Below are 25625 nucleotides of genomic sequence, written 5' to 3'. Positions count from 1 at the left end.
GACTGATTATTTAAATCAATAATATTATATCACACGTGCTTAACGACCGCAAGAACACTAGATGTCAAAGATTGACAACTGCGCTTTGTCTGGAAGGTGATCTAAACTTCCGAGCTCTGTTAAGTAGTCGATAAGTTTTTGAGATACACCTGCTTTCTTGTTCAAGTCTTCTTTAGATATAAAGCCACCATCTTCTCTTGACTCAACGATACGGTTCGCCACAGAACGCCCAAGTCCTGGAACAGATTCAAAAGGCGGAATTAGCGTATCACCCTCAATGATGAAGTCCGTCGCATGTGATTTGTCGACGTTGACTGGCTGCATTCTATAGCCACGTTGCGTCATTTCATTCACAAGCTCTAAGACGACTAATGTATCTTTCTCTTTTTTTGAGAGTTCTTGGAAATTTGCATTCATCTCTTTGACTCTGTGACGGATTGTATCTTTATCTTTTACGAACGTTAACAAATCAAAGTCTGATGCTCGGACTGTAAAGTACGATGCATAATAATAGAGTGGATGATGTACTTTAAAATAAGCAATACGTACTGAGTTTAATACGTAAGCTGCGGCATGGGCTTTCGGGAACATGTACTTGATTTTCTTACAAGAATCGATGTACCAGCTCTCAACGCCGTTTTCTCTCATGGCAAGTTCGTGTTCGGGAGTGAGTCCCTTACCTTTACGCACCTTCTCCATAATGTTGAAGGCAAGACTCGGTTCAAGTCCTTTGTACATCAAGGTCACCATGATATCGTCACGACAACCAATTACATTAGATAAGTCGCAAATCCCTTTTCTAATGAGGTCTTGGGCATTGCCTAACCAAACATCGGTACCGTGAGATAATCCTGAAATTTGTACGAGTTCTGAGAACGTTGTCGGTCTCGTGTCCTCTAACATCTGACGCACGAACCCTGTACCAAACTCTGGTATACCTAAGGTTCCGGTCTTACATAAAATTTGATCTTGGTCCACACCGAGTGAACTCGGTGATGAAAACAGCCCCATCGTTGCCTTGTCATCAGTTGGTACTGTTGTTGGATCGATACCAGATAAGTCTTGTAGCATGCGAATCATAGTCGGATCATCGTGTCCAAGTATATCCAGTTTCAATAAGTTATTATCAATAGAGTGGAAGTCAAAGTGTGTCGTCTTCCATTCTGCTTCAATATCATCTGCAGGATATTGGATCGGCGTAAAGTCATAAATATCCATGTCATCTGGAACAACAATTATCCCACCTGGATGCTGACCTGTTGTACGTTTTACACCAGAACAACCAATGACGAGCCGGTCAATTTCAGCAGCACGCTTATGCAGACCATTATCGTTTAAATACCCTTTAACATAACCAAAGGCCGTTTTTTCTGCAACTGTACCAATCGTTCCCGCACGGTAGACATAGTCCTCACCAAACAATTCTTTCGTATAGTTGTGCGCTTTAGGTTGATAAACACCAGAGAAGTTTAAGTCAATATCTGGAACTTTATCCCCTTTAAAGCCAAGGAAGGTTTCAAAAGGAATATCTTGGCCTTCTTTAATCAAGTCGACTTGGCAGTTTTCACACTGTTTGTCCGGTAAATCATAACCAGAAGAGACTGAACCATCTGTAAAGAACTCAGACTGCTTACATTTTGGACAAACGTAATGCGGTGGTAAAGGGTTAACCTCCGTAATCTCGGTCATAGTGGCAACTAAGCTCGAACCAACTGAACCCCTTGAACCTACGAGATAACCATCATCAAGTGAACGTTTTACAAGTTTATGTGATATTAAATAGATGACGGCAAAGCCGTTACCAATAATACTCTCAAGTTCTTTCTCTAAACGCTCGACAACAATTTCAGGCACATCTTCACCATAAATCGCCTTAGCATTGTTGTATGACATATCTCTAATTTCTTGTTCTGCTCCTTCAATTTTAGGTGGGAAGAGATCTTTCTTAATCACTTCAACTCTATCAATTTTACTCGCGATTTTACGTGTGTTCGTCACAACGATTTCATAGGCTGTATCTTCATCTAAAAAGTCGAACAGCTCTAACATCTCATCTGTCGTTCTAAAGTGAGCATCGGGTAGGTTCCCTCTTGATAAGGGATTACCAGGATTTGATTTGACTAAAATATCACGAGAAAGCTTATCTGACTCATCTAAGTAGTGAACATTACCTGTTGCAACGACTGGTTTGTCAAGGTCCTTACCAAGCTTAATCATGTTTTCTATTATTTCTTCTAAGACCGCTTCATCTCTGACAACTTCACGGTCTAAAAGTCTCTGATAGAGTGGTTTTGGAAAGACTTCTATATAATCATAGAAATACGCTTTTTTCTTCGCTTCTTCATAAGACTTCTGCATCATAGCAGTAAAGACCTCACCGTTATCACACGCACTACCGATAAGTAAGCCCTCACGGTGCTCTTCTAGTACTTGTCTTTTAATTCTAGGTGATTTATAGAAATTATCCGTTAATGATAGGCTGACTATTTTAAAGAGGTTCTTTAAGCCAGTATTATTTTCTACAAGAATCGACACGTGAGAAGGCATAGCACGTTTATATGAATCACTATTCGATAAGCTACGGTTAATATCCTGGTGATTCGTTACACCGTAGTCTCTTTTTAGCTGTGCCATCATCTTAATAAAGATATAAGCTGTCGCTTCGGCGTCGTAAATGGCTCTATGGTGCTGAGTTAAATCTACGTTATAGTGCTTAGCTAAGATATTTAATCCATGCTTTTTCATCTTCGTATTAATTGTACGTGACAACTCTAAGGTATCAATGACACCATTTGTAGATTCACCAAAACCTTGTTTTTCATAAGCTTCATCTATAAAGCCCATATCAAAGCTCGCATTATGAGCAACAAAAATTGCATCTCCGACCCATTCTTTGAAGTCAGTAATGACTTCACTAATATCAGGGGCTCCGACAAGCATATCATCTGTGATACCTGTTAATTCTTTGATCAGTTCAGTTAATTTTTCACCTGGATTTGCAAAACGTTCAAACTTATCTACAACTTCCCCGTTTCTTACCTTAACTCCAGCAAGTTCGATAATTTGATCATATTTAGATGATAGTCCTGTTGTCTCGACGTCAAAGACCACAAAATCATGTGTGTCTAGATTATAATTCTGAGGTCTATAGGCAATTGGTGCACCGTCATCGACGAGCATGCCCTCCATGCCAAAAATCATCTTAAAGTCCTCATCACCTGCAGTTGCATTAAAGGCTTCTGGGAAGGCTTGAACATTGTTATGGTCTGTAATCGCTAGAGCATCGTGTCCGAAAGATTTCGCGCGTTTGATGTATTCACTGATACTCGTCATACCATCCATTTGACTCATAGCAGAATGAAGGTGTAATTCTACGCGTTTTTCATCTCCATAATCTTTTTTCGGTTTCTTATTGACTGCGGTAAGATTTCTAATATTTAAGACCATATCACGTGTAAATTCATCGTATTCAACACGGCCTTCAATAATCACCCAATCTCCAACTTCTAAAGCACCGAATACATCCTCATCGTTTTTACCATGGCGAGAGAACATCTTAGCCATAATAGAATCCGTATAGTCCGTTAGCTTTAATTGTAAAATTTGACGGCCACTTTTTAGCTCACGGATTTCCTTATCAAAAATATGACCTTCTATTTTGACACTGTTTTCCTCATCAAAAATGTTTTCTAATGGCCGTACTCCGTCAAATGTCTGCGGTTTACCGATTTGTTTTTGAACATCTTTTTTAGTGTCTTCTGCTTCACTCTCTTGTTCACGTCTATTAATGAATTCAGATATCAGCGCTTCTCTTTCATCATTGATTCTATTTTCTAGCGCTTCTGTACGAGTGTTTTGAAGTTCATCATCGACGGTCACTTTTACACCTTGTAGATGGATACCAAAATATTTATAGGCCGTCGTTAAGTTGCCGTTGATATGTTTGTTAAAGTGCGCTTCTTCAATACTATTCTTAACCGCAATAAAAAGGGTTTCATCTTGTAGTTTTTTTGCAGTTCCCTTTAACTGATGCTTTATATTGTCGTTTATAGTTAAACTATCTACTGCAATATCAAAATAATCTAAGACAGTCTGTTCATCAAAATCTGCCGATGACATAATCAATTCTGTTGTCGCGATATCTTTAAAAGCTGCTTTAATATTTTGATTCATGAGCTGATAGAGTGTGCTCGGAATGATTCTAGACGTTTTCAAATGAAACTGCCACTTACGAGACTGATCATCGACAACAACTTTTGTCAGTGATGCATCTTCTAAATAGTTATTCTGTTGGATATTCGCCCGCTGAAGCAAAATACTTAATTTATCTTGTCCTTCCACTTACATAACACTCCCGGTTAAAAATTCTATATACACGCCTTAGAAAAACGCGTAAATCAAAGATTTACGCGTAGTTATTGTCAGTAAGGTATGATGTTAAGTCAGCGATTTGCACTTCAGTAGATTCTTCGTCTCGTCGACCTTTTACTTCAACAACGCCATCTTTAGCGCCGCGGCCAACGACAATTCTTACTGGTAAGCCAATCAATTCAGAATCGGCAAATTTAACACCTGCACGCTCGTTACGATCATCGTAAAGTACTCTATAGTTTTTCGATAAAATGTCATAGAGCTCCGCTGCTGTGTCTACGATAGTCTGATCTTTTGTATTAGCTGTAATGATATGGATATCAAATGGTGTAATAGACTTCGGCCAGAAGATACCTTTATCGTCATGATGACTTTCTACGACAGCTGATAATACACGTGAAATACCGATGCCATAACAACCCATCAAGACTGGTGTTGAACGTCCATTCTGATCAAGGACGTTAAAGTTCATCGACTCTGAATACTTAGTGCCGAGTTTAAAGACCTGTCCAACTTCAATACCGCGCATGAATTTTGCTGGACCTGAACCATCTTCAACCATTTCCCCTTCATTAATAAAGCGGAAATCTCCTGTGCCGTCTGGAGTAAAATCACGGCCATGGTTAACGTTTAATAGATGGTAACCCGTTTCATTTGCGCCAACTGGATAGTTCTTCATCACTTCAACTTGATAATCGATGTAAACTGGAATTGTTGCATTAACTGGGCCAAGGGACCCTGGTGAAGCTTTTAATTCATGTCGAATTTCTTCATCAGTAGCCATCTCAACGATAACTGAATTAAAGAAGGCTTTCACTTTAACATCGTTGAGTTCCTGGTCCCCTCTAATGACTATCATTTTAAGACCATCATCGACCTTAACCACCATTGTCTTGGTTGTTAATGTTAAGTCAGTCTCTAAAAGTTCTGCTAACGCTTTAACAGTTGCAATATTTGGTGTTTCTAGTTTTTCTACATCTTTTAATTCTGCTTCACTCACCGTTGTTGGTTTTGGTGATACTGCCTTTTCAATATTTGCAGCATAATCGCTCTCATCTGTATAGACAATCGTATCTTCACCAATATCGGCTAAGGCCATAAATTCGTGAGTATGACTACCTCCAATAGAACCACCATCCGCTTCAACCGCTCTATAGTTTAAATCTAAACGGTCAAAAATGCGTGAATATGCATTGTACATATCATTGTATGTTTGGTCTAATGATGCTTCATCAATATGGAATGAATAAGCATCTTTCATTATAAATTCACGTCCACGTAGGAGTCCGAATCTTGGTCTTAGCTCGTCACGGAATTTTGTCTGAATCTGAAAGAGTGTCAGTGGTAATTTCTTATAACTCTTTAACTCATCACGTACAAGATCTGTAATGACCTCTTCATGAGTCGGTCCGAGTGCAAATCCTCTACCATGACGGTCTTCTAAACGCATGAGTTCTTTACCATAAGCATCCCATCTGCCTGACTCTTCCCAGAGTTCTTGTGGATGCAGTACAGGTAAGTGGACTTCAGCACCACCAATTGCCATCATTTCCTCGCGGACGATGTCTTGGATGTTGTTTAATACTAATTGGGTAATCGGCAAGTAGGCATAAATACCTCGTGCGAGTTGTTTAATCATGCCGGATTTTAGCATCAGGCGATGACTTAAACTCTCAGCTTCTGTTGGTGTTTCCCGCATAGTTGGGATGAACATTTGTGATTGCCTCATTTAAATCCACTCCTATAAGAAAAATGTTTTAATATCATTCCAGGTGACCAGCACCATGATGATTAAGACGAATAGTACGCCGATAAGTTGTATGTTCAATTCTACCTTACGGTTTAATGGACGTCTGAAGATTCCTTCATATAAAACGAATAAAATACGTCCACCGTCTAAAGCAGGAATTGGTAATAAGTTCATTATACCTAAATTCACACTTAAGAGTGCGGTAAATCTCATTAAAACAAGTATGCCTTGTGCAGCAACTGTCTCTGTAACCTTATATATTCCAACTGGACCATTCAACATATCAAAGCTGAATGTACCCGCAAAAATAGTACCAATCATTCTTACAACAAGTTCGAAGATCAAACTCATACTTGAGACAGTTTCTTGAATCCCCCACCATATCGGAGCGATAATACCATTTTCAAAGTAGGCACCAACGCCGATAATCAGTCTTTCATTTACTGTTCCGTCAGGTAATTCTGTTGATTCAATCACAGGTTCAAGGTTTTCAGTTCTCTGTTGTCCATTTGAATCGATCAATAGTTCTTGAGATTCACCTTGGCCTTGTTGAATTAGGCTAGTCATATGAGACCAGCTTTCCACTTTTTGACCATCAATTTCTAAGATGCGGTCTCCCGATTCAAGATTAATCTCTTCAGCGGGTGTGTCTTCAACTACTTGACCAACAATCGGTTCATCACTTGCCTTACCTTGTATATAAAACAGAATTGTAAATAAGACAAAGGCAAGTAAGAAATTGAAAAGTGGTCCAGCAAATAAAGTGAGGAAACGTTGCCAGACTGACTTCGATTCAAATCGACCGGAAAGTGGTGCGATACGTTCAAGTTCTGCATCCTCAACAAAGTATGTCTCTTCGCTAAAGTAATAAGTCACTTCTTGATTGTCTGTTAGCCTGTGAGCACGAATGTACATTTCTTCTGAAATGTCGCTATCGATCACCTCAAGCTCTTCTGCAAATTGGAAATTGTGTTTATCATCTAGGAGAACATGTGTAATTTCATCTCTGTTATTTAACTTAACTTGTACTCTCATGCCTGCATTTAATGGATTGATTTCCATATCTTTTGAAGCCATTCTTACATAGCCACCAATCGGTAATAGACGAATGGTGTACTGTGTATCATTATATTTATAAGAGAAAATCTTCGGACCCATACCGATTGCGAATTCTGGACACATTATACCCGCTCTTTTTGCAAAGAACATATGACCAAATTCGTGGACGGTAACGAGGAGCCCAAAGACTACTATAAATGCTAAAATTCCTGCCACTTATGTCACCTCATATTAGATTTATACTGAGCGTCAAGGCTTAAGATTGTCTCAAGATCTGGGTTTTGAATATTGTCATGCATCATCATGCGACGTTCAACAATTTCTTCAATTTCTAAAAAGCTAATCTGACCTTGTAAAAATTGACCAACAGCAAATTCATTCGCTGCATTCATAACAGTCGCTAGCGTCCCACCAGCCTCGAGTGTATCGTATGCGAATTTTAACATTTTAAAGCGGTGAAAATCCATTGGTTTGAAGTTCAATTGATGTAGTTCCGATAGTTTTAATGGATTGTTCTTATGTAGACGCTCTGGATGCGTGAAGGCATATTGAATCGCTGTACGCATATCTGAATTACCAAGTTGCGCAATCATACTATTATCAATAAACTCTACCATTGAATGAATGATGCTCTCCTTATGAAGTACCGTTTGGATTTTTTCTGTCGGTAAATCAAAGAGGTGCTTGGCTTCGATGACTTCAAAACCTTTGTTCATCATCGTCGCTGAATCAATGGTAATCTTTTGTCCCATAGACCAGTTTGGATGATTTAGGGCATCTTTTAAGGTGACATGCGTTAGTTCTTCACGTGTTAAATCTCTAAAAGATCCACCACTCGCAGTGATAATTAACTGTTCAACTTCTTTAATGTTCTCACCCTTTAGGCATTGAAAGAGTGCAGAATGCTCAGAATCAACGGGGATAATCGATACATTATTTTCCTTAGCACGACGCATTACAATATCGCCGGCTGCAACAAGTGTTTCCTTGTTAGCAAGCGCAATGGTTGTCTTATTGTCGATGGCTTTTAAGGTCGGCTTTAAGCCGATACTTCCCATGATAGCGGTAAGTAGTATATCACATGAGGATGACGCAACATCCAAAAGACCTTGTTCTCCATAGGTAAATTCAATGTGTGGATAATCTGATGTTAAATCTTTTACTACACTTTCGTCTTGTACAGATACCAAGTGTGGCGTGAAATCAGTTAAAATTTCTCTTAAACGATTTATATTACGCCCGATAGATATGGCCCCGAGTCTAAAGTGTTCCGGATTATTTTTTATGACATCAAGCGCTTGAGTACCAATAGACCCTGTCGCACCTAATATAGAAATTGTCTTAATCATTTTATTCACCTATTTTATGAAATAATCGGCAGAATATTCATGAGTGGTAACACGAATATAAAGCTATCAAAACGGTCTAAAATACCGCCGTGGCCAGGTAGAAAATTACCAGAGTCCTTAACATCAAAGTGACGTTTTAAGGCTGACTCAACTAAATCCCCCATCTGGCCAAATATGCTAAGAATTATTGTAAATGGAATAAGAAACCATAATGATCCTTCTAACCATCCAAAAGAAACAAAAATGATTGGAATGAGTGTGGAAATCAATGTACCACCAAGTGAGCCTTCAATAGTTTTGTTCGGGCTAATCTGTGGCCATAATTTTCTTTTACCAAATGCCTTACCGAAAAGATAAGCACCGGTGTCTGTTAACCAAACGATTAATAGCGCATATAGAATATAAAAGATACCTGCTTCTCTAGTTTCATAAAAGTACATAAAACCAATCCCTATATAGGCGACTGCTAGAACACAAAAGCCCATGTCGACAAAAGTAAATCTATTTTTAGAGACCACCGTTGTCGATAGCATAATCAGTGCGAGTCCAACAATGATTTCCAGTTGAAATTCACCGACTAAGGGAGAGAAAGATTCCTTAGGTATTAAAATCATACAGAGTCCGATTAAGGATAAGATACCTGGTAATGAAATGATATGAATGCGATTCATCTTTAATATCTCATACAGGCCAGTAATTGCCATCAGATAAACAAGAATCAACAATGGCCAATTGCCAATAATGACAATTGGGATAAATAACAACAGTGCAATAACTGCAGTTACTGTTCTAGTCCTCATTCACATCCTCCTCCTCATTCAATCCTCCAAAACGCCTTTCTCTGTTTTGGTACTGGGAAATCAGTTCATCCATTTCTTCAGTAGTAAACTCTGGCCAAAACGTATGCGAGAAAAATAATTCACTGTAAGAGGATTGCCATAATAGAAAATTACTTAAGCGATATTCCCCAGACGTTCTAATAATCATTTCTGGGTCTGGTATATCTCTTGTCATCAAATAATCGTCAATTTTTTGATTGTCAATATCATCGATAGATAAGTTTCCCTTTTCCACATCTCTAATCATCGCTTTTAGAGCGTCTTGAATTTCGTCTCTACTGCCGTAGTTCAAGGCAAAGATTAGATTCAATCCTGTGTTATTCTCAGTCTTATCTATTGCGGTTTGTACTGCCTTCTTCGTATGTATAGGTAAAGCATTAAAATCACCAATTGTTGTGACCTTAACGTTTTTCTCCATGAGCTCAGGTAAAAACGTACCTAAAAAGTCAGTCGGCAACTTTAACAGGTATTTCACTTCACTCTTTGGTCGTGTCCAATTCTCTGTTGAAAAGGCATATAGTGTTAAGTACTTTATGTTGATGTTAGCTGCGTGCCGGACGATGCGTTTAACATTTTGCATCCCTTCATAATGCCCTTTAATTCTAGGCATTCCCATACGCTTCGCATATCTGCCATTACCATCCATAATCATAGCGATATGTTCAGGTAGTGGTCTATTTGTCTCTGCTTTAATTTTTTCGGAATTAAACATGACGATCCTCCGTGCTGTATATGTTGCTTTGTACATTTTTATATACTTATCAATTATTTAATTTTAACATAGTTAATCAATAAAAAAACAGGTAAGTCCCCTTACCTGTTTGAAAGTTAAACTGCTAAGATATCTTTCTCTTTATCGTCACATAACGAATCTACTTTAGCGATAAACTTATCAGTGAGTTTTTGAACATCGTCTGTGTAATTACGTAATTCGTCTTCAGAAATATCGCCTGCTTTTTCAGCTGCTTTTAATTCATCATTAGAATCACGACGTACATTACGGATGGCAACTTTTGCATTTTCGCCTTCTTTACGTGCATCTTTAACAAACTCTTTACGACGCTCTTCTGTAAGCTGAGGCACAGTAATTCTGATTAATGTCCCGTCGCTTGTTGGGTTAACACCAAGGTCTGCAATTTGTATTGCTTTTAAGACATCATCTACTGAACTTTTGTCATAAGGTTGAACAACTAGCATACGTGCTTCAGGCACTGAAATACTTGCTAATTGGTTGATTGGTGTTGGTGCACCGTAGTAATCCACAGATACTCTGTCAAGCATGCTTGAGTTTGCAGCTCCTGTTCTAATGCCAGCAAGTTCTCTTTGTAGGTTATCAATAGACTTGTCCATTTTTTCTTCTGTCGTTTTTAACACAGCTTCACTCATTATAATATCTTCTCCTATTACTTTGTAATTGTTGTACCGATCGTTTCTCCTGATACAGCACGTTTGATATTACCGTCTTCTGTAATTGAAAATACCACAAGCGGAATGTTGTTGTCCATACAGAACGATGATGCAGTGGAATCCATCACCTGTAAATTATTTTGTAGCATCTCCATATACGTTAGTTTCTCGTATTTAACTGCATCACTATTTGTTTTAGGATCTGCAGAATACACGCCATCAACGTTATTTTTACCCATTAGGATAACATCAGCTTCTACTTCTGCTGCTCTAAGTGCAGCTGTAGTATCTGTAGAGAAGTATGGATTACCAATACCAGCCGCAAAGATAACAATGCGACCCTTTTCTAAGTGACGTATCGCACGTCTTCTAATATAAGGTTCCGCGACTTGTTTCATTTCGATAGAAGTCAGCACACGTGTTTCATGACCGAGCTGTTCTAGACTATCTTGTAGTGCTAAAGAATTCATTACAGTTGCAAGCATGCCCATGTAGTCAGCAGTCCCACGGTCCATACCTAAATCGCTACCGATTTTACCTCGCCAAATATTGCCACCGCCGACGATGATTGCCATTTCTACACCGAGTTTTTGTGCTTCTGAAACTTGCTCTGCAATATTTTTAATGACAACAGGGTTGATACCAAAGCCGTCATCACCAGCAAGTGCCTCACCACTTAACTTTAAAACGATACGATTGAATCTAGAAGTTTCAGCCATGTATTTCAATCCTTTTCCTTAAATTTTCAACTTAGAAAAAAAGACACCGAAGTGTCTTTTAAAAAAGCTTATTTTTTAACCTGACCAAGTACTTCGTCAGCAAAGTTTTCTTCACGTTTCTCCATACCTTCACCGAGTTCATAGCGAACGAAAGTACGTAGTGACGCTTTTTGTGCATCTAAGTACTGTTGTACTGTTTGGTCTGAATCTTTAACAAATGGTTGGTCTACTAAGCAAATCTCTTCAAGATATTTGCGGATACGACCTTCAACCATTTTGTCAACGATATTTTCAGGTTTACCTTCATTTAAGGCTTGTTGACGCAATACTTCACGTTCGTGATCAAGCTCAGATTGGTTAACTTGGTCGCGTGAAACATATTTAGGGTTTAATGCAGCTGCGTGCATTGCAACATCTTTAGCTACATCTTCACTTGTTGTACCTTCAACAACTGTAAGTACACCAATGCGTCCACCCATGTGCATGTACTGACCAAAAGCATCATCATCAGTTTTTGTCTCAACTGCAAAACGTCTGATGCTTAATTTTTCACCGATAGTTGCAACAGCATTGTTCATTACAGAAGTTACTGACTCACCATCGATTTCAGAGTTATATAATTCTTCAACATCTGCAGGTTTAGTTGCTAGGATGTGAGAAGCAATCTTTTTAACTAGTTCTTGGAAGCTTTCGTTTCTCGCAACGAAATCTGTTTCAGAGTTAACTTCAACGATTACAGCATCGTTACCTTCAGAAGTGATGTAAACAGCACCTTCTGCAGCAATACGATCTGCTTTTTTAGCAGCTTTAGCAATACCATTTTCACGTAGGTAGTCTACTGCTTTGTCGATGTCACCATCTGTTTCCATGAGCGCTTTTTTACAATCCATCATACCTGCGCCAGTTTTTTCACGTAGTTCTTTAACTAATTTTGCTGAAATAGCCATGTTCTCAGTCCTCCATAACTTTGTTTTAAAAAAAGGTGATAAGTTTTGACGCTTATCACCAAGATTGTTCTTACTTATTACTCGTTATCTTCTGAAGTCTCAGCTGAAGCTTCTTCTTCTGTTAAGTCGATATTTTGTTCCTCTGCAACTTCTTCATCAGAAATTCCGCGTTGACCTTCTAAAACAGCGTCAGCCATCTTACTAGTCATTAATCTTACAGCACGGATTGCATCGTCGTTTGCTGGGATTACGTAGTCAACCTCATCTGGGTCACAGTTTGTATCTACCATTGCAACGATAGGAATGTTTAATTTTTTCGCTTCAGCGATTGCATTACGTTCTTTACGTGGGTCAACGATGAAGATTGCACTTGGCATTTTCTTCATGTCACGAATTCCGCCTAGGAATTTGTTTAAACGTGCATACTCTTTACGAAGTTCAACGACTTCTTTTTTAGGAAGTACGTCAAATGTACCGTCAGCTTCCATTTTTTCGATTTCAGAAATTCTCTTGATACGTTTACTGATTGTTTGATAGTTCGTTAAGATTCCACCTAACCAACGTTGGTTAACGTAAAGTTGGCCAGCGCGTTCAGCTTCCTCTTTAATAGCGTCTTGAGCCTGTTTTTTAGTTCCTACAAACAGGATTTGTCCGCCTTCTTCAGATACAGATTTTACGAAATCGTAAGCTTCTGCAACTTTCTTAACTGTTTTTTGTAAGTCGATAATGTAGATACCGTTACGTTCCGTAAAGATGTATTTAGACATCTTAGGGTTCCAACGGCGAGTTTGGTGTCCGAAATGTACACCTGCTTCAAGCAATTGTTTCATAGTAATTACTGCCATGATTTGTTTCCTCCTAAATGGTTTATACCTCCAACTTTGCGCTACGTGACCACCTAAAAAGGCACCGGTCAAGCCCCTACAAAGTTGTGCGTATTTGGTCTAATGACCGTTTTATATAATATCATATTTCTAAAAGTCGTGCAAGCTTAGCTTTCTTTTCTTAATTCAGGTAGGAAGTCTTCCTTTTTAACTTTAATAAATGTACCCTTCATACCAAGTGAACGTGATTCGATCACACCTGCACTTTCTAACTTACGAAGTGCATTAACGATTACAGAACGCGTAATGCCCACTCTATCTGCAATCTTAGAAGCGACGAGTAAGCCCTCATCCGCATCTAGCTCATCAAAGATGTGCTCAATTGCTTCTCTTTCTGAGTAAGATAATGAACGGATTGCCATAGAGATGCTTGCCTTATCACGGGCTTTTTGTTCAATCTCATCGTTTTTCTCGCGGAGAATTTCCATACCAACAACAGTCGCTGTATATTCTGCTAACACTAAGTCATCTTCAGAAAACTCTGTTTCACTACGTCCTAATACTAGAGTTCCTAAGCGATTACCCCCACCGTATATCGGTACGATGCATGTTTCTGAATCTTGGTAGGAATCTTCTGTCGGGAAAATTGTTAACTCATCTTCAAAAGCAATATTTTCACGTGTTTCTGTTAAACGCATAATTTGGCTGACATAGTACTCAGGGAACTGTCTGTTTTCTAACATCTCAACGATACGCGCATTGTCGATCGCTTCGATTTGTCCGACACCGAGTAACTTACCTCTCTTTGATACGACAAAGGCATTACATTCTAGAGTACGGCTGACCTTGTCTGCAACCTCTTCGAAATCTACCTTAATGCTTGAACTGCTTTGAATTAAAGCATTAATTTCACGTGTTTTTTGTAATAAACTGACCATTTCATTCACTCCTATTAGTTATAATATAAATTCGCTTAAGTTTTTATCAGTTGAAATATGGGATAACTTAGATTCAACATACTGCTTAGTTATTTCAACTTGTGCCCCTTTGATATCACTTGCTTCAAATAGCAATTCTTCAAGCAGGGTTTCTAAAATTGTATGCAAGCGTCTCGCACCAATATCATCATTTGATGTGTTCACATTATAGGCAATCTCAGCTAAGGTTCTTACTGCTTCATCAGTGAATGTGACTGTCACATCCTCAGTTTGTAGTAAGGCTTGATACTGTTCTAAGAGAGAGTTTTTCGGTTCCCTTAAGATTTTTTCAAAGTCATCAACTGACAACTTGTTCAGCTCAACCCTTAGTGGGAAACGCCCTTGTAATTCTGGAATTAAGTCACTTGGTTTAGCAACATGGAAAGCACCTGCACCGATGAACAAAATGTAATCCGTTCTAATCGTACCGTATTTCGTTTGGACTTGTGATCCTTCGACGATCGGTAAAATATCTCTTTGTACACCTTCACGAGAAACGTCACCCGAGTTTTGACTACCTTTAGCGATCTTATCTATTTCATCGATAAAAATAATGCCCGTTGTTTCAGCTAATTCGATTGCCTCATCATTTACATTTTCACCATCGATTAACTTCTCAGCTTCTTCGTCTTTTAAATACTGACGTGCTTTTTTAACTGTCATTGTACGCTTTTGTTTTTTCTTAGGCATCAGGTTTTGTAACATGTCCCCCATACCGTTATTATCCATTCCTGGCATCATCATACCAAGTTGGTTGGATTCTTCAGTCACTTCGATCGTAACCTTTTCATCTTCTAACTGACCAGCTTCAAGCTGGCTTTTGATATCTCTTCTCTTTGTTCTAACACTATCATCGACTTCTTCAATCTCTTCATCTTGATTGGATTGATTCATCAACATTTCGAAAGGGTTATTAGAAGCAGGCTTTTTAATTTTTTTACCTGGAGCTAATAGCCCAACAAGTCTTTCATTCGCAAGGTTCAAAGCATCGTCTTCGACTTCATTTTTCTTCTGTTCTTTAATCATTCTGACAGATGCTTCGACTAAATCTCTGACCATGGACTCAACATCTCGTCCAACATAGCCGACCTCAGTATACTTAGTTGCTTCAACTTTTGTATAAGGACTGCCAGTAATTTTTGCAATCCGTCTAGCAATTTCCGTCTTACCGACACCTGTCGGTCCTATCATTAGAATATTTTTAGGAATAACTTCTTCTTGTAGCTCATCATCTAAAAGCATACGTCTATAGCGGTTACGCATAGCGATTGCAACTTTTCTTTTTGCTTCACTTTGTCCGACAATACTCTCGTCGAGACGACTAGTGATTTCTTTTGGAGAAAGATTTCTGTTAGACATACATCTCACCTTTATATTTAGTCAATTGTTTCTACTATTATATTGCCATTTGTAAAGACACAAATTTCACTTGCCAGTTCCAAGCTTTCTTTGGCAATTGTTTTAGCATCTAGATGATCCCCGTATTTCACAAGCGCACGTCCAGCAGCAAGTGCATAGTTACCGCCAGAACCAATGGCCAATATACCATCATCTGGTTCGATGACCTCTCCTGTACCAGAGACTAGGAGAAGATTATCCTTATCCATCACAATGAGCATCGCTTCAAGTTGTCGCAGCATCTTATCCCCTCGCCAATCCTTAGCAAGTTCTACAGCAGCACGAGTTAAATTCCCATTATATTCATAGAGGTTCGCTTCAAATTTTTCAGATAGTGTAAACGCGTCGGCCACACTACCCGCAAATCCTGCAGCGACCTTGCCGTTGAATAGGCGTCTGACTTTCTTAGCTGTATGTTTCATAACAACCTGATTACCAAGCGTTACCTGACCGTCTCCAGCCATGGCGACTTGGCCCTTGTGTTTTAATGCAAATATCGTTGTCATCTTGTCACCTCTTCTTATTGCCCGGATGGGCATTTAAATATGTCGCTTTTATTTGTTCTGTCGTCACATGGGTATAGCGCTGAGTTGTCGATAAAGACTCATGACCTAAGAGGTCTTGTACAGCACGTAAATCTGCACCGTTATTTAATAGATGGGTTGCAAATGTGTGCCTGAAGGTGTGTGGGTGTACATCTAGATGTAAGGCACTTCTCTTAACAACCATATCAATAATGTGTCTTAAGCCACGTACAGTTAACTGACCTTGACGTTGGTTGATCCATATTGTATCGATTCCTTTAATGGGTGTAGAAAATTCATCAAGGTAGTCTTTAAGACTTTCACGTGTACTGTTGTTAAAAGGAACAACACGCCACTTTCGACCTTTCCCTAATACCTTGAGTGCTTGAGCAGTAAAATCAATGTCACTCAATTTTATGTTAATTAGCTCACTTGCCCTAATGCCTGTCGCATATAAGAGTTCGATGATTGCACGGTCTCTAAGATACATTTTGTGACCAGTGTCCATCGAGTCAAAAAGAGCATTAATCTCATTATCATACATAAAATCAGGTAACTGACTTTCTTTTTTAGGAAATGGTAAGTTCGAAAATGGGTTAATTTCAACAGCATCTCTATCTAATAAATAATTATAGTAGCTTCTAAGTGACGATATCTTTCTAGATACTGTCGCTTTTTTTAAGCCCCGATCATATAGACTAGACAAATAGCTTCTAGCATCACCATATTCAAATTCTTTAACAGATAAATTCTCAGTCCATAAAAAAGTTATGAATTCATGAATATCATGATCATAACTTTTAATAGAATGGGGTGAAAAATTACGTTGAAATTCTAACATCTTAAGAAAATCTTTGACGTAAATAATAACCACCTCTATCTTTGTCTGAATTTTATCATAATTAAGAAAATATATCCAAAATATATGTCAGATGATTCGTTCCCATTAATTCCATTAGTAATTTTAAACCATTTGAATATAAATTGCACGAAATTGTACAAATATTTATAATTCAGCCACAAAGTAAAACAGTTTTAATTATTCAATTAAAAAAACCGTGATTCTATTAAGAATCACGGTAATCAATTAACTTGCATCTTCTGTGTAATCACAGTTGGTACATTTAACCTGTGCCTTCTGTCCTTTTTTCTTTTCAATTAAGTAGTGTTCGCACTTCGGACAGTTCCTGCCAATTGGGCGATCCCAAGAGACGAAATCACAATCAGGATATTTGTCACAACCGTAAAAGATTCGACCACGCTTAGATTTTCTTTCAACCACGTCGCCTTCCTTACATGTTGGGCAAGTCACACCAATCGATTTAACGATGGCTTTTGTATTGCGACACTCTGGGAAATTAGAGCACGCCATAAACTTACCATAACGGCCCATCTTGTATACCATTGGTGAACCACATTTTTCACAATCTTCACCAACGGGTTCGTCCTTGATTTCAATTTTCTCCATCTCTTCTTCTGCGCGTTCAACCTGAGGCTCGAAGCCTTTATAGAACTCATCGATGACTTGACGCCACTCTTTTTCGCCTTCTGCTACAGCATCTAGACTATCTTCCATATTTCGTGTAAAGGCAACATCGATAATATCAGGGAAGTATTCAACAACTTGCTCGTTGACAATTTCTCCAATTTCCGTAGGGATAAATCGCTTCTGATCCATTCTTACATAGTTACGCTTTTGAATCGTATCAATTGTCGGGGCATACGTTGATGGTCTACCAATACCTGACTCTTCTAAAGTCTTAACTAACCTCGCTTCTGTATATCTTGGTGGTGGTTGAGTAAAGTGCTGAGAAGGTTCAATTTTTTCTTCTGTTACCGTTTCACCCTCTTTTAATTCTGGTAAACGGTTATTTAAATCATCTTCAGCATCATCGGTGCCTTCAATATAAATTGTCATGAAACCTTTAAATTTAATTGTTTGTCCGGTACTTCTAAACAGCACACCATTATTACTCAAATCAACTTTTACCGTATCGAGCACTGCTGGTGCCATTTGACTCGCAATAAAACGATCCCAAATCAGTTTATATAGACGGTGTTGGTCACGGCTTAAATATTGCTTCATATTTTCAGGTGTACGATTAGCAGATGTTGGTCTCACGGCTTCGTGTGCATCTTGCGCTGCTTTTTTTTCCTTTTGCACGCCTGTATATTCTTTACCATAAGTATCATTAATAAGTTGGTAAGCTTCTGCTTTAGCTGAATCTGAGATACGTGTTGAATCAGTTCTCATATAAGTAATCAGACCCACTGTACCTTCTTTTTTAATATCGATACCTTCATATAATTGCTGGGCGAGCATCATTGTCTTACGTGCCTTAAAGTTCAACTTACGTGCTGCTTCTTGTTGTAGTGAAGAAGTTGTGAATGGTTGTGCTGGGTAGCGTTTCTTTTCTTTCTTCTCTACTTTTTCGATTAAATAATCCTTACCACTAAGCTCTTTTAATACGTTATCAACATCGGCTTTAGTTTTTAATTTCGTTTTTTCCTTGTCTCTTTTTAACTTGTTAAACTTACCAGTAAACTTCGAACGCCCTGTCTTAAAGGTGCCTTCGATCGTCCAGTATTCTTCTGGAACAAAGTTTCTGATTTCATTTTCACGGTCGATAATGAGCTTAAGTGCGACTGATTGAACACGTCCTGCAGACAAACCTTTCTTAACTTTTTTCCATAGGACTGGAGAAATGTTATACCCTACCAGTCTATCTAAAATGCGTCTAGCCTGCTGGGCATCGACCAATTGCATATCTATTTCATTCGGGCTTTTAAAACTTTCTTTAACCGCATCTTTAGTAATCTCATTGAAGACGACTCGGTAATAATCATTATTATCACCAAGGGCATGACTGAGATGCCATGCGATTGCTTCTCCTTCTCTGTCGGGGTCACTTGCGAGAAATACTTTCTTCGCTTTTTTAGCTTCTTTCTTTAAATCTTTTAGTAAGGGGCCCTTACCTCGTATAGTTATATATTTTGGTTCATAGTTATTTTCTGTGTCGATTCCAGTTTGACTACGTGGTAAATCTCTCACGTGTCCCATAGATGCGACAACTTTATATCGTTTACCGAGGTACTTTTCAATCGTTTTTGCTTTCGCGGGTGATTCCACGATCACTAAATTGTCTGCCACACTCACGACCTCCATTCGTTATTATCCACTCAAGTCCAAATGATACACAGATAAATTTTACTTTGTCAATTAAAATAATTCTAATCACGTTCTATAAGTGACAATTTAATTGTAATCTAAAAGTATATCATCAGCACTCAAAACAAGCATTGCACCGTCTTTTATTCTCAAATTTGTACCTCTTGAAAAGTCAGAAGTAATATTTCCTGGTAGGCAATAGCCATTTCTATTTTCATCTAATGCCATCTCTAAAGTTATCAAACTTCCACTTTTCTCTTCAGCTTCCGTCACTAAAACACCCTTAGCACAACCTGCAATAATTCTATTTCTAGCTATAAATCGCCATTTTTCAATCTTTGTACCTGGTGGATATTCACTGATTGTTAAATGTTCCTTTTCCATCAGAGCACGTACTTTTTCAGTTGTTTTAGGGTAATGAATATCATGGCCAAATGCAAGCACGCCAATAGTCTTTAAATCATTTTTGATTGCGATACTGTGTGCCATTTCATCAGCTCCATATGCCAGACCTGAAATAATTGTAATATCCTTTAGTTTTGGAAGAATATCTAGTAGAGCATTTTTCGTATAAAGCGTCGCCTTTCTACTCCCTACTACCCCTAACATATCTGTTTGTAACAAATTGATGTTACCTCTGTAATATATAATGTAAGGAAAATCATAAATTTCTTTTAGGAGTTGTGGATATTTCCTATGTTTATAGGTCATGAAATTCACATTGAATGACTGTAGTTTACCTAATATTTCCTCACGATTTAAAGATTTTGCATAGGCTAATTTTTTACTTAAATCAGGCTTAATATATTCATGGTTTGTTATGGATAAAAATTCTTTTGCAGTCACCCCAGCGTACGATAAAAGTAATAGATCCACATGTTTCCTCCTGACAAATATTATCCCCTATATTATAGTAGAAAATTGTCTCATTTTACTTTTCAATTTACTGACAAACACTACCATAAAAATACAAAAAAGAGCGGTAATCCATGATGATTACCGCTCTTTTTAATCACTTAACTGATTTATATTTCATTTATTTTACTGTTAGACATTTTTCGTATAAACCGTCTTCTTTCTTGATACGGTTGATTAATGTTTCACCAATTTCAGATGGTGTATCAGCAGTTTCAATTCCACATTCGTTCATGATGCGGATTTTTTCATCTGCTGTACCTTTACCGCCAGAAATAATCGCACCAGCGTGGCCCATACGTTTTCCTGGAGGGGCAGTTTGACCACCGATGAATCCAACAACAGGTTTAGTCATGTTGTCACGAACCCATTCAGCAGCTTCTTCTTCTGCAGTACCACCGATTTCACCGATCATAACGACAGCGTAAGTTTCTGGATCTTCATTGAACGCTTTAAGTACGTCGATGAAGTTAGTACCGTTAACAGGGTCCCCACCAATACCGACAGCCGTTGTTTGACCAACGCCTTCTTCAGATAACTGATGAACCGCTTCATATGTTAATGTACCAGAACGTGAAACTACACCAACATGTCCTTTTTTGTGAATATAACCAGGCATGATACCAATCTTAGTTTCATCAGCAGTGATGACACCTGGACAGTTTGGTCCGATTAAACGTGTATTCTTATCTTCTAAATAACGGACAACTTTAACCATGTCTAAAACAGGAATGTGCTCAGTGATACAAATCACTAATTCAATTTCTGAATCCGCAGCTTCCATAATAGAGTCTGCAGCAAATGGAGCTGGTACGTATACTACAGAAACTGTTGCGCCAGTTTCTTTTTTAGCTTCTTCTACTGTGTTAAATACAGGTACACCTTCAACTTCTTGTCCACCTTTACCAGGTGTAACACCAGCAACGATTTGAGTACCATACTCTAACATTTGCTTAGTGTGGAAGAGTGCTGTTGAACCAGTAATACCTTGAACAATTACTTTCGTATTTTTATCAACAAATACAGCCACAATATATTCCTCCGTTATTATTTATTTTCGTTAACAGCAGCGATAATCTTTTCTGCACCTTCAGCCATAGTACTAGCTGGAGTAATTTCAAGACCAGATTCTGCTAGAATTTTCTTACCTTCTTCAACATTCGTACCTTCTAAGCGTACGACTAAAGGAATTTCTAGACCAACGTTGTTTACAGCTTCTACAACACCTTGTGCAATTACGTCACAACGCATGATTCCTCCAAAGATGTTTACAAAGATTCCTTCAACTGATTTGTCACTTAAGATAAGTTTGAATGCTTCAGTAACTTTCTCAGCAGTCGCGCCGCCCCCTACGTCAAGGAAGTTGGCTGGTTTACCACCGAAGTGGTTGATTGTATCCATAGTTGCCATCGCAAGACCTGCACCATTTACCATGCAACCGATATTACCATCAAGTGCGATGTAAGCAAGGTCGTGTTTTGATGCTTCAATTTCTTTTTCATCTTCCTCGTCGAAGTCACGTAATTCAACAACATCTTTGTGTCTGAATAGTGAGTTCGCGTCGAAGTTTACTTTAGCATCAAGCGCGATAACTTCACCATCACCTGTAGTTACAAGTGGGTTAATTTCCATAATTGATGCGTCTTTACTGATGAACACATCGTAAAGTGAAAGCATTAATTTAGCAGCTTTGTTTACTGAACCTGTTGGAATATTGATATTAAAAGCGAGTCTCTTCGCTTGGAATGGTAGTAATCCAACTGCAGGATCTATAACTTCTTTGAAAATCTTTTCAGGAGTTTTTTCTGCAACTTCTTCGATTTCCGTTCCGCCTTCTTCAGAACCCATTAATGTAACGCGGTTCGTCGCGCGGTCGATAACGAAACCTAAGTAGTATTCGCTGTCGATATCGCAACCTTCTTCAATAAGAAGACGCTTGATTTCAGTACCATCTGGACCGTTTTGATGAGTCACTAATACTTTACCAAGTAGTTCCTCAGCATATGCTTTAACCTCATCTAACGATTTAGCGATTTTTACACCGCCAGCTTTACCACGGCCACCTGCGTGGATTTGAGCTTTTACTACATAGACATCTGAATCAAGTGTTTTTGCAACTTCAACTGCTTCATCAGGTGTAAGTGCAACGCCGCCATCAGGCACGTTTACACCCATAGAGCGAAAAATTTCTTTTCCTTGATACTCATGGATATTCATGATTTTCCTCCTAAGACTTTTAATAAAGCTTACATTCTCAATTATAAGAAAATTGATGTAGATTGTAAACTTTCAAATCCTTCTCCTCATTATTTTATATGTAATAAGTTACTCAAAAACGAAATAGCTTAAAAATATCTCTTAATCGGTTCAAAAGAACGTCTATGAATACTACATGCTCCATAATTTTTCAGCCCTTCGAGATGGTCTTTCGTCCCGTATCCCATATTCTTTTCAAAGGCGTAATCAGGATATCTTTTTGCATGCTGAATCATCATTTCATCACGCGTCGTTTTGGCAATAATAGAAGCTGCTGCAATAGAATTAGAAATCGCATCCCCTTTAATGAGTGATGTTTGTTCAATACCATTATCCAGGGTCATCGCATCGATGAGAAGATGCTCTGGGGTGTGTTTCAAATTTTTTACAGCCCTGTCCATTGCGAGTTTGGTCGCTTCGTAAATGTTGAACGTATCAATCTCCTCAACAGTTGCTACACCGATACCATAGTCCGCATATTTCATAATCTCTTCACGTAGCGCTGCACGTTTTTTTGCTGGAATTTTCTTTGAATCATCAAGGCCTAAGAAATCATGTTCTAAAGGGAGAATCACTGCTGCTGCAACAACCTCCCCTGCAAGTGGACCTCGCCCCGCTTCATCAATGCCTGCAATGATCTTGCCGTAGTGCTGGTTTTCGTATCGCATCATTCTTTTATACTTTTCAATTAATTCGACTTCTTTTTGAAGTGTGCGAGCCCTTGATTTAAGCGCGTTTTGAACCCCTTTTCTTTCATCTAAATGAAATTCAGAGGCCGCTAAATCGTCCAGGGTTTTTATCTTGTTGAGGGCTAATTTTATATCTGAAATCTTCATTAGATTAGTTATCCTCCGGGAAGTCGAACGTCATGAGGTCAATCTTAGCGTCTCGTGTATCGTAAATGACACGTTCTGTGACGCGCTCATAGTCGATTTCGTTTCCGCTCATTTTGAAACCGCGAGACTGTCCGATAGCATCGAAAATTTCGACGATTTCTGAGTCTTCGTCTATATTGATATTATAAAATTTGTTCAGAGCCTTTAGATGGTGTGCTTGCATAAATTTTAAGGCGAAGATTGCCACTTCATCTAGGTTAACCACATTGTCTTTGATCGCACCTGTAAGTGATAATTTTAAGCCTACCGTCTCATCTTCAAACTTTGGCCAAAGTACGCCTGGGGTATCTAAGAGTTCCATCTTACCTCCAGCTTTGATCCATTGTTGAGCCTTTGTCACACCTGGTGTATTTCCTGTTTTCGCAACTTTTTTCTTTGCAATATTGTTGATAATCGTTGACTTTCCAACATTCGGGATCCCGACGATCATTGCACGAATGGCGCGTGGATTGATGCCCTTACGTTCCATTCTCTCAAAAATTTCTTTAGTCGCTTCTACGACGACACCTTCAATTTTCTTTAAAATATTAGGCTCCTTACCATTTATTGCAACAGGATAAAGTCCCTCTGCCTTATAGTGATTCATCCAGCGGTCTGTTTCACTTTGACTCGCCATATCTTTCTTATTTAAAATAATGACTCTCGGCTTTTCACCAATAACTTGGTCCAGCATCGGGTTTTGTGATGCATATGGAATCCTCGCATCTAAAATTTCGATGACAACATCTACTTTTTTTAAACTTTCCTCGATTTGCCTACGTGCTTTTGCCATATGTCCAGGGAACCAATTAATCGACATACATTTCCCTCCGTTTTCTTCATTTCATGTCCTTTATTTTATCATTTTTTTAGCTTACGCGCCTTGATTGATTGGGCGCTCGAGAGTATTTCCGTTTGTGCGCCAACGGCGCTCTCTCATTGGCGTGTATTTCTGTTTGCGCGCCAACGGCGCTCTCTCATTGGCGCGTATTTCCATTTGCGCGCCAACGGCGCTCTCTCATTGGCGCGTATTTCCATTTGCGCGCCAACAGCGTCTGCTCATTGGCGCGTATTTCTGTTTGCGCGCCAACGGTGCTCTCTCATTGGCGCACATCGTAGATCACCTAATCTATTCTATCCTTATATCGTATATTTCTAGGTTGTTTCGACATCGCATCTTCGAAATCGTAGTATTTAAATTTATAACTCGTCGATTTATAAATTCCCTCTCGATCACAATACTTAGCCAACAATCTTTGAACAGAACGCTTGCTGAACTTATAATTTGTAAATTCCATCATACGATTTGTTGTCATCGGCAATTTTCCGAACAAGTATTTATAGTCACTAATTGCACGGACAAAATGAGTTTCTTTGGTTTCATATGAGCCACAGGATGAACACCTAAAATGAAATCGCTCAGAATCGACCTCAAACCCGGCGCATTCACTACAGTAGATACCGTGACGGACGTCATCAAAGTCGACTGCTGATTTGAAGTAGGGATTGACAACGATATGTTCAGTAATCACTTCACAAATTTCCCGAGCGAAATTTCCGCTAAAACTGTTCTTAAAACGAGCTAAGTATCGTCTCAAATTACTTCTAATTATAATATTTTGTTTCAAGGACTCATCGGCAATAATTAAAGTACATTCTTCATTAGGAAATATTAACTTGCCACTGACTTTAAATTGTAAATCGGACGATAAAGATAATCGTCTCATCTTACCAATAGCACGACGCAGCTGTGCGAATGGATCGTCGGGTAACTCAAAATTTCCTTTTGCCCAGCTGTCATCACTTACGGTATAAGTCCCGCTAAAGTTTTTAATTTCGTTGACGACGACACCTTCTTCGGTAACGATTAAACTATCGTACTGAGTGGTGCTGTCTTCAATGTTCAAATAGACATCTCTATAAATATATGAATTATCATGACCAACTTCATTAAAGATATTGTCATAGATACATTCACCTTCATAACCTCTCCGAAGATTTTCTAACTGATTGTGGTTTTTATCATCTAATTTTGAGCGGCTAAACATAGCTTCCATGTGCAAAAGTTCAGAGGGACGATGACGTTCTGTTATGAACAATACTTAACCTCCATTTTTCATTTACATATCATTTATACAACATTATTTAACGTTTGACCATATGTATTAGAGGCATTTCCTCTTTCGCTTAAAAACAGAAATTTTCCCAACAAAAAAACCAAACCTCGGCTGAGGTTTGGTTTTCTT

The 25625-nt window shown here is 38.6% G+C and carries 21 protein-coding genes; all 21 read right to left on the bottom strand.

The genetic code is table 11. The features are described from left to right. Window positions 1-57: 57 nt before the first annotated feature. The 21 genes from V6E76_RS00105 to V6E76_RS00005 all read right to left on the bottom strand — a co-directional run bounded on the left by V6E76_RS00105 (window position 58) and on the right by V6E76_RS00005 (window position 25478). Entirely contained in the window at window positions 58-4341 is a 4284-nt protein-coding gene (locus tag V6E76_RS00105; RefSeq protein WP_499797671.1) for a PolC-type DNA polymerase III, read from the bottom strand. Between the two features lie 64 nt (window positions 4342-4405). After that, window positions 4406-6100 (bottom strand): proline--tRNA ligase, encoded by a 1695-nt coding sequence (locus tag V6E76_RS00100; RefSeq protein ID WP_247347909.1) that lies wholly within the window; start codon window positions 6098-6100, stop codon window positions 4406-4408. A 12-nt stretch (window positions 6101-6112) separates the two neighbouring features. After that, on the bottom strand, window positions 6113-7396 hold the full coding sequence (gene rseP / locus V6E76_RS00095; protein ID WP_247347908.1) for an RIP metalloprotease RseP: 1284 nt from the start codon (window positions 7394-7396) through the stop codon (window positions 6113-6115). Window positions 7397-7401: 5 nt separating this feature from the next. Beyond that, on the bottom strand, window positions 7402-8526 hold the full coding sequence (locus V6E76_RS00090) for a 1-deoxy-D-xylulose-5-phosphate reductoisomerase (protein WP_166626895.1): 1125 nt from the start codon (window positions 8524-8526) through the stop codon (window positions 7402-7404). 17 nt (window positions 8527-8543) lie between these two features. Next, the gene (locus V6E76_RS00085) at window positions 8544-9329 is read right to left on the bottom strand and encodes a phosphatidate cytidylyltransferase (RefSeq protein ID WP_198687824.1); all 786 of its coding nucleotides are present in this window, start codon (window positions 9327-9329) and stop codon (window positions 8544-8546) included. Further along, on the bottom strand, window positions 9319-10116 hold the full coding sequence (gene uppS / locus V6E76_RS00080; protein ID WP_499797670.1) for an undecaprenyl pyrophosphate synthase: 798 nt from the start codon (window positions 10114-10116) through the stop codon (window positions 9319-9321). Before uppS ends, V6E76_RS00085 begins: the two co-directional genes overlap by 11 nt. Before the next feature lie 80 nt (window positions 10117-10196). Beyond that, entirely contained in the window at window positions 10197-10754 is a 558-nt protein-coding gene (frr, locus tag V6E76_RS00075; RefSeq protein WP_026867600.1) for a ribosome recycling factor, read from the bottom strand. 17 nt (window positions 10755-10771) lie between these two features. Next, complete coding sequence (gene pyrH / locus V6E76_RS00070; RefSeq protein ID WP_026867599.1) at window positions 10772-11494, bottom strand: UMP kinase; 723 nt, start codon at window positions 11492-11494, stop codon at window positions 10772-10774. Window positions 11495-11562: 68 nt separating this feature from the next. Further along, window positions 11563-12441 carry a translation elongation factor Ts gene (gene tsf, locus V6E76_RS00065; RefSeq protein ID WP_026867598.1) on the bottom strand — a complete coding sequence of 293 codons (879 nt, stop codon included), beginning with the start codon at window positions 12439-12441 and terminating at the stop codon, window positions 11563-11565. Between the two features lie 77 nt (window positions 12442-12518). Further along, a complete protein-coding gene (gene rpsB / locus V6E76_RS00060) occupies window positions 12519-13286 on the bottom strand; it encodes a 30S ribosomal protein S2 (protein ID WP_026867597.1) in 768 nt (255 codons plus the stop codon). Between the two features lie 146 nt (window positions 13287-13432). Further along, window positions 13433-14203, bottom strand: a complete 771-nt coding sequence (codY, locus tag V6E76_RS00055; RefSeq protein ID WP_026867596.1) for a GTP-sensing pleiotropic transcriptional regulator CodY — start codon at window positions 14201-14203, stop codon at window positions 13433-13435. Between the two features lie 18 nt (window positions 14204-14221). Beyond that, a complete protein-coding gene (hslU, locus tag V6E76_RS00050; protein WP_035857277.1) occupies window positions 14222-15601 on the bottom strand; it encodes an ATP-dependent protease ATPase subunit HslU in 1380 nt (459 codons plus the stop codon). Window positions 15602-15618: 17 nt separating this feature from the next. Next, window positions 15619-16146 carry an ATP-dependent protease subunit HslV gene (gene hslV, locus V6E76_RS00045; RefSeq protein ID WP_035857275.1) on the bottom strand — a complete coding sequence of 176 codons (528 nt, stop codon included), beginning with the start codon at window positions 16144-16146 and terminating at the stop codon, window positions 15619-15621. A 4-nt stretch (window positions 16147-16150) separates the two neighbouring features. Next, window positions 16151-17032: a site-specific tyrosine recombinase/integron integrase gene (gene xerA / locus V6E76_RS00040; protein WP_499797683.1), complete on the bottom strand. Its 882-nt coding sequence runs from the start codon at window positions 17030-17032 to the stop codon at window positions 16151-16153. Window positions 17033-17251: 219 nt separating this feature from the next. Continuing rightward, the gene (gene topA, locus V6E76_RS00035) at window positions 17252-19315 is read right to left on the bottom strand and encodes a type I DNA topoisomerase (protein WP_166626505.1); all 2064 of its coding nucleotides are present in this window, start codon (window positions 19313-19315) and stop codon (window positions 17252-17254) included. Between the two features lie 105 nt (window positions 19316-19420). After that, entirely contained in the window at window positions 19421-20209 is a 789-nt protein-coding gene (dprA, locus tag V6E76_RS00030; RefSeq protein WP_084145830.1) for a DNA-processing protein DprA, read from the bottom strand. Window positions 20210-20369: 160 nt separating this feature from the next. Beyond that, window positions 20370-21278, bottom strand: coding sequence for a succinate--CoA ligase subunit alpha (sucD, locus tag V6E76_RS00025; RefSeq protein ID WP_026867590.1), 909 nt, complete (start codon window positions 21276-21278; stop codon window positions 20370-20372). 17 nt (window positions 21279-21295) lie between these two features. Next, on the bottom strand, window positions 21296-22465 hold the full coding sequence (gene sucC / locus V6E76_RS00020; RefSeq protein WP_026867589.1) for an ADP-forming succinate--CoA ligase subunit beta: 1170 nt from the start codon (window positions 22463-22465) through the stop codon (window positions 21296-21298). Between the two features lie 128 nt (window positions 22466-22593). Beyond that, entirely contained in the window at window positions 22594-23340 is a 747-nt protein-coding gene (gene rnhB, locus V6E76_RS00015; RefSeq protein WP_026867588.1) for a ribonuclease HII, read from the bottom strand. Between the two features lie 4 nt (window positions 23341-23344). Further along, on the bottom strand, window positions 23345-24199 hold the full coding sequence (gene ylqF, locus V6E76_RS00010; RefSeq protein ID WP_026867587.1) for a ribosome biogenesis GTPase YlqF: 855 nt from the start codon (window positions 24197-24199) through the stop codon (window positions 23345-23347). 304 nt (window positions 24200-24503) lie between these two features. Then, entirely contained in the window at window positions 24504-25478 is a 975-nt protein-coding gene (locus V6E76_RS00005) for a nuclease-related domain-containing protein (protein WP_198687831.1), read from the bottom strand. Window positions 25479-25625 lie beyond the last annotated feature (147 nt).

It is taken from the genome of Jeotgalicoccus huakuii, from assembly GCF_036665975.1.
Classification (GTDB): Bacteria; Bacillota; Bacilli; order Staphylococcales; family Salinicoccaceae; genus Jeotgalicoccus; species Jeotgalicoccus marinus.
This window is presented reverse-complemented; position numbering and strand designations above follow the sequence as displayed.

Excerpts from the sequence above, each read along its gene's own strand:
- hslU (WP_035857277.1), bottom strand. The coding sequence starts at position 15,601 with ATGTCTAACAGAAATCTTTCTCCAAAAGAAATCACTAGTCGTCTCGAC.
- tsf (WP_026867598.1), bottom strand. The coding sequence starts at position 12,441 with ATGGCTATTTCAGCAAAATTAGTTAAAGAACTACGTGAAAAAACTGGC.
- frr (WP_026867600.1), bottom strand. The coding sequence starts at position 10,754 with ATGAGTGAAGCTGTGTTAAAAACGACAGAAGAAAAAATGGACAAGTCT.
- ylqF (WP_026867587.1), bottom strand. The coding sequence starts at position 24,199 with ATGTCGATTAATTGGTTCCCTGGACATATGGCAAAAGCACGTAGGCAA.
- V6E76_RS00085 (WP_198687824.1), bottom strand. The coding sequence starts at position 9,329 with ATGAGGACTAGAACAGTAACTGCAGTTATTGCACTGTTGTTATTTATC.
- sucC (WP_026867589.1), bottom strand. The coding sequence starts at position 22,465 with ATGAATATCCATGAGTATCAAGGAAAAGAAATTTTTCGCTCTATGGGT.
- hslV (WP_035857275.1), bottom strand. The coding sequence starts at position 16,146 with ATGACAACGATATTTGCATTAAAACACAAGGGCCAAGTCGCCATGGCT.
- uppS (WP_499797670.1), bottom strand. The coding sequence starts at position 10,116 with ATGTACAAAGCAACATATACAGCACGGAGGATCGTCATGTTTAATTCC.
- pyrH (WP_026867599.1), bottom strand. The coding sequence starts at position 11,494 with ATGGCTGAAACTTCTAGATTCAATCGTATCGTTTTAAAGTTAAGTGGT.
- rpsB (WP_026867597.1), bottom strand. The coding sequence starts at position 13,286 with ATGGCAGTAATTACTATGAAACAATTGCTTGAAGCAGGTGTACATTTC.
- V6E76_RS00100 (WP_247347909.1), bottom strand. The coding sequence starts at position 6,100 with ATGAGGCAATCACAAATGTTCATCCCAACTATGCGGGAAACACCAACA.
- rnhB (WP_026867588.1), bottom strand. The coding sequence starts at position 23,340 with ATGAAGATTTCAGATATAAAATTAGCCCTCAACAAGATAAAAACCCTG.
- codY (WP_026867596.1), bottom strand. The coding sequence starts at position 14,203 with ATGGTCAGTTTATTACAAAAAACACGTGAAATTAATGCTTTAATTCAA.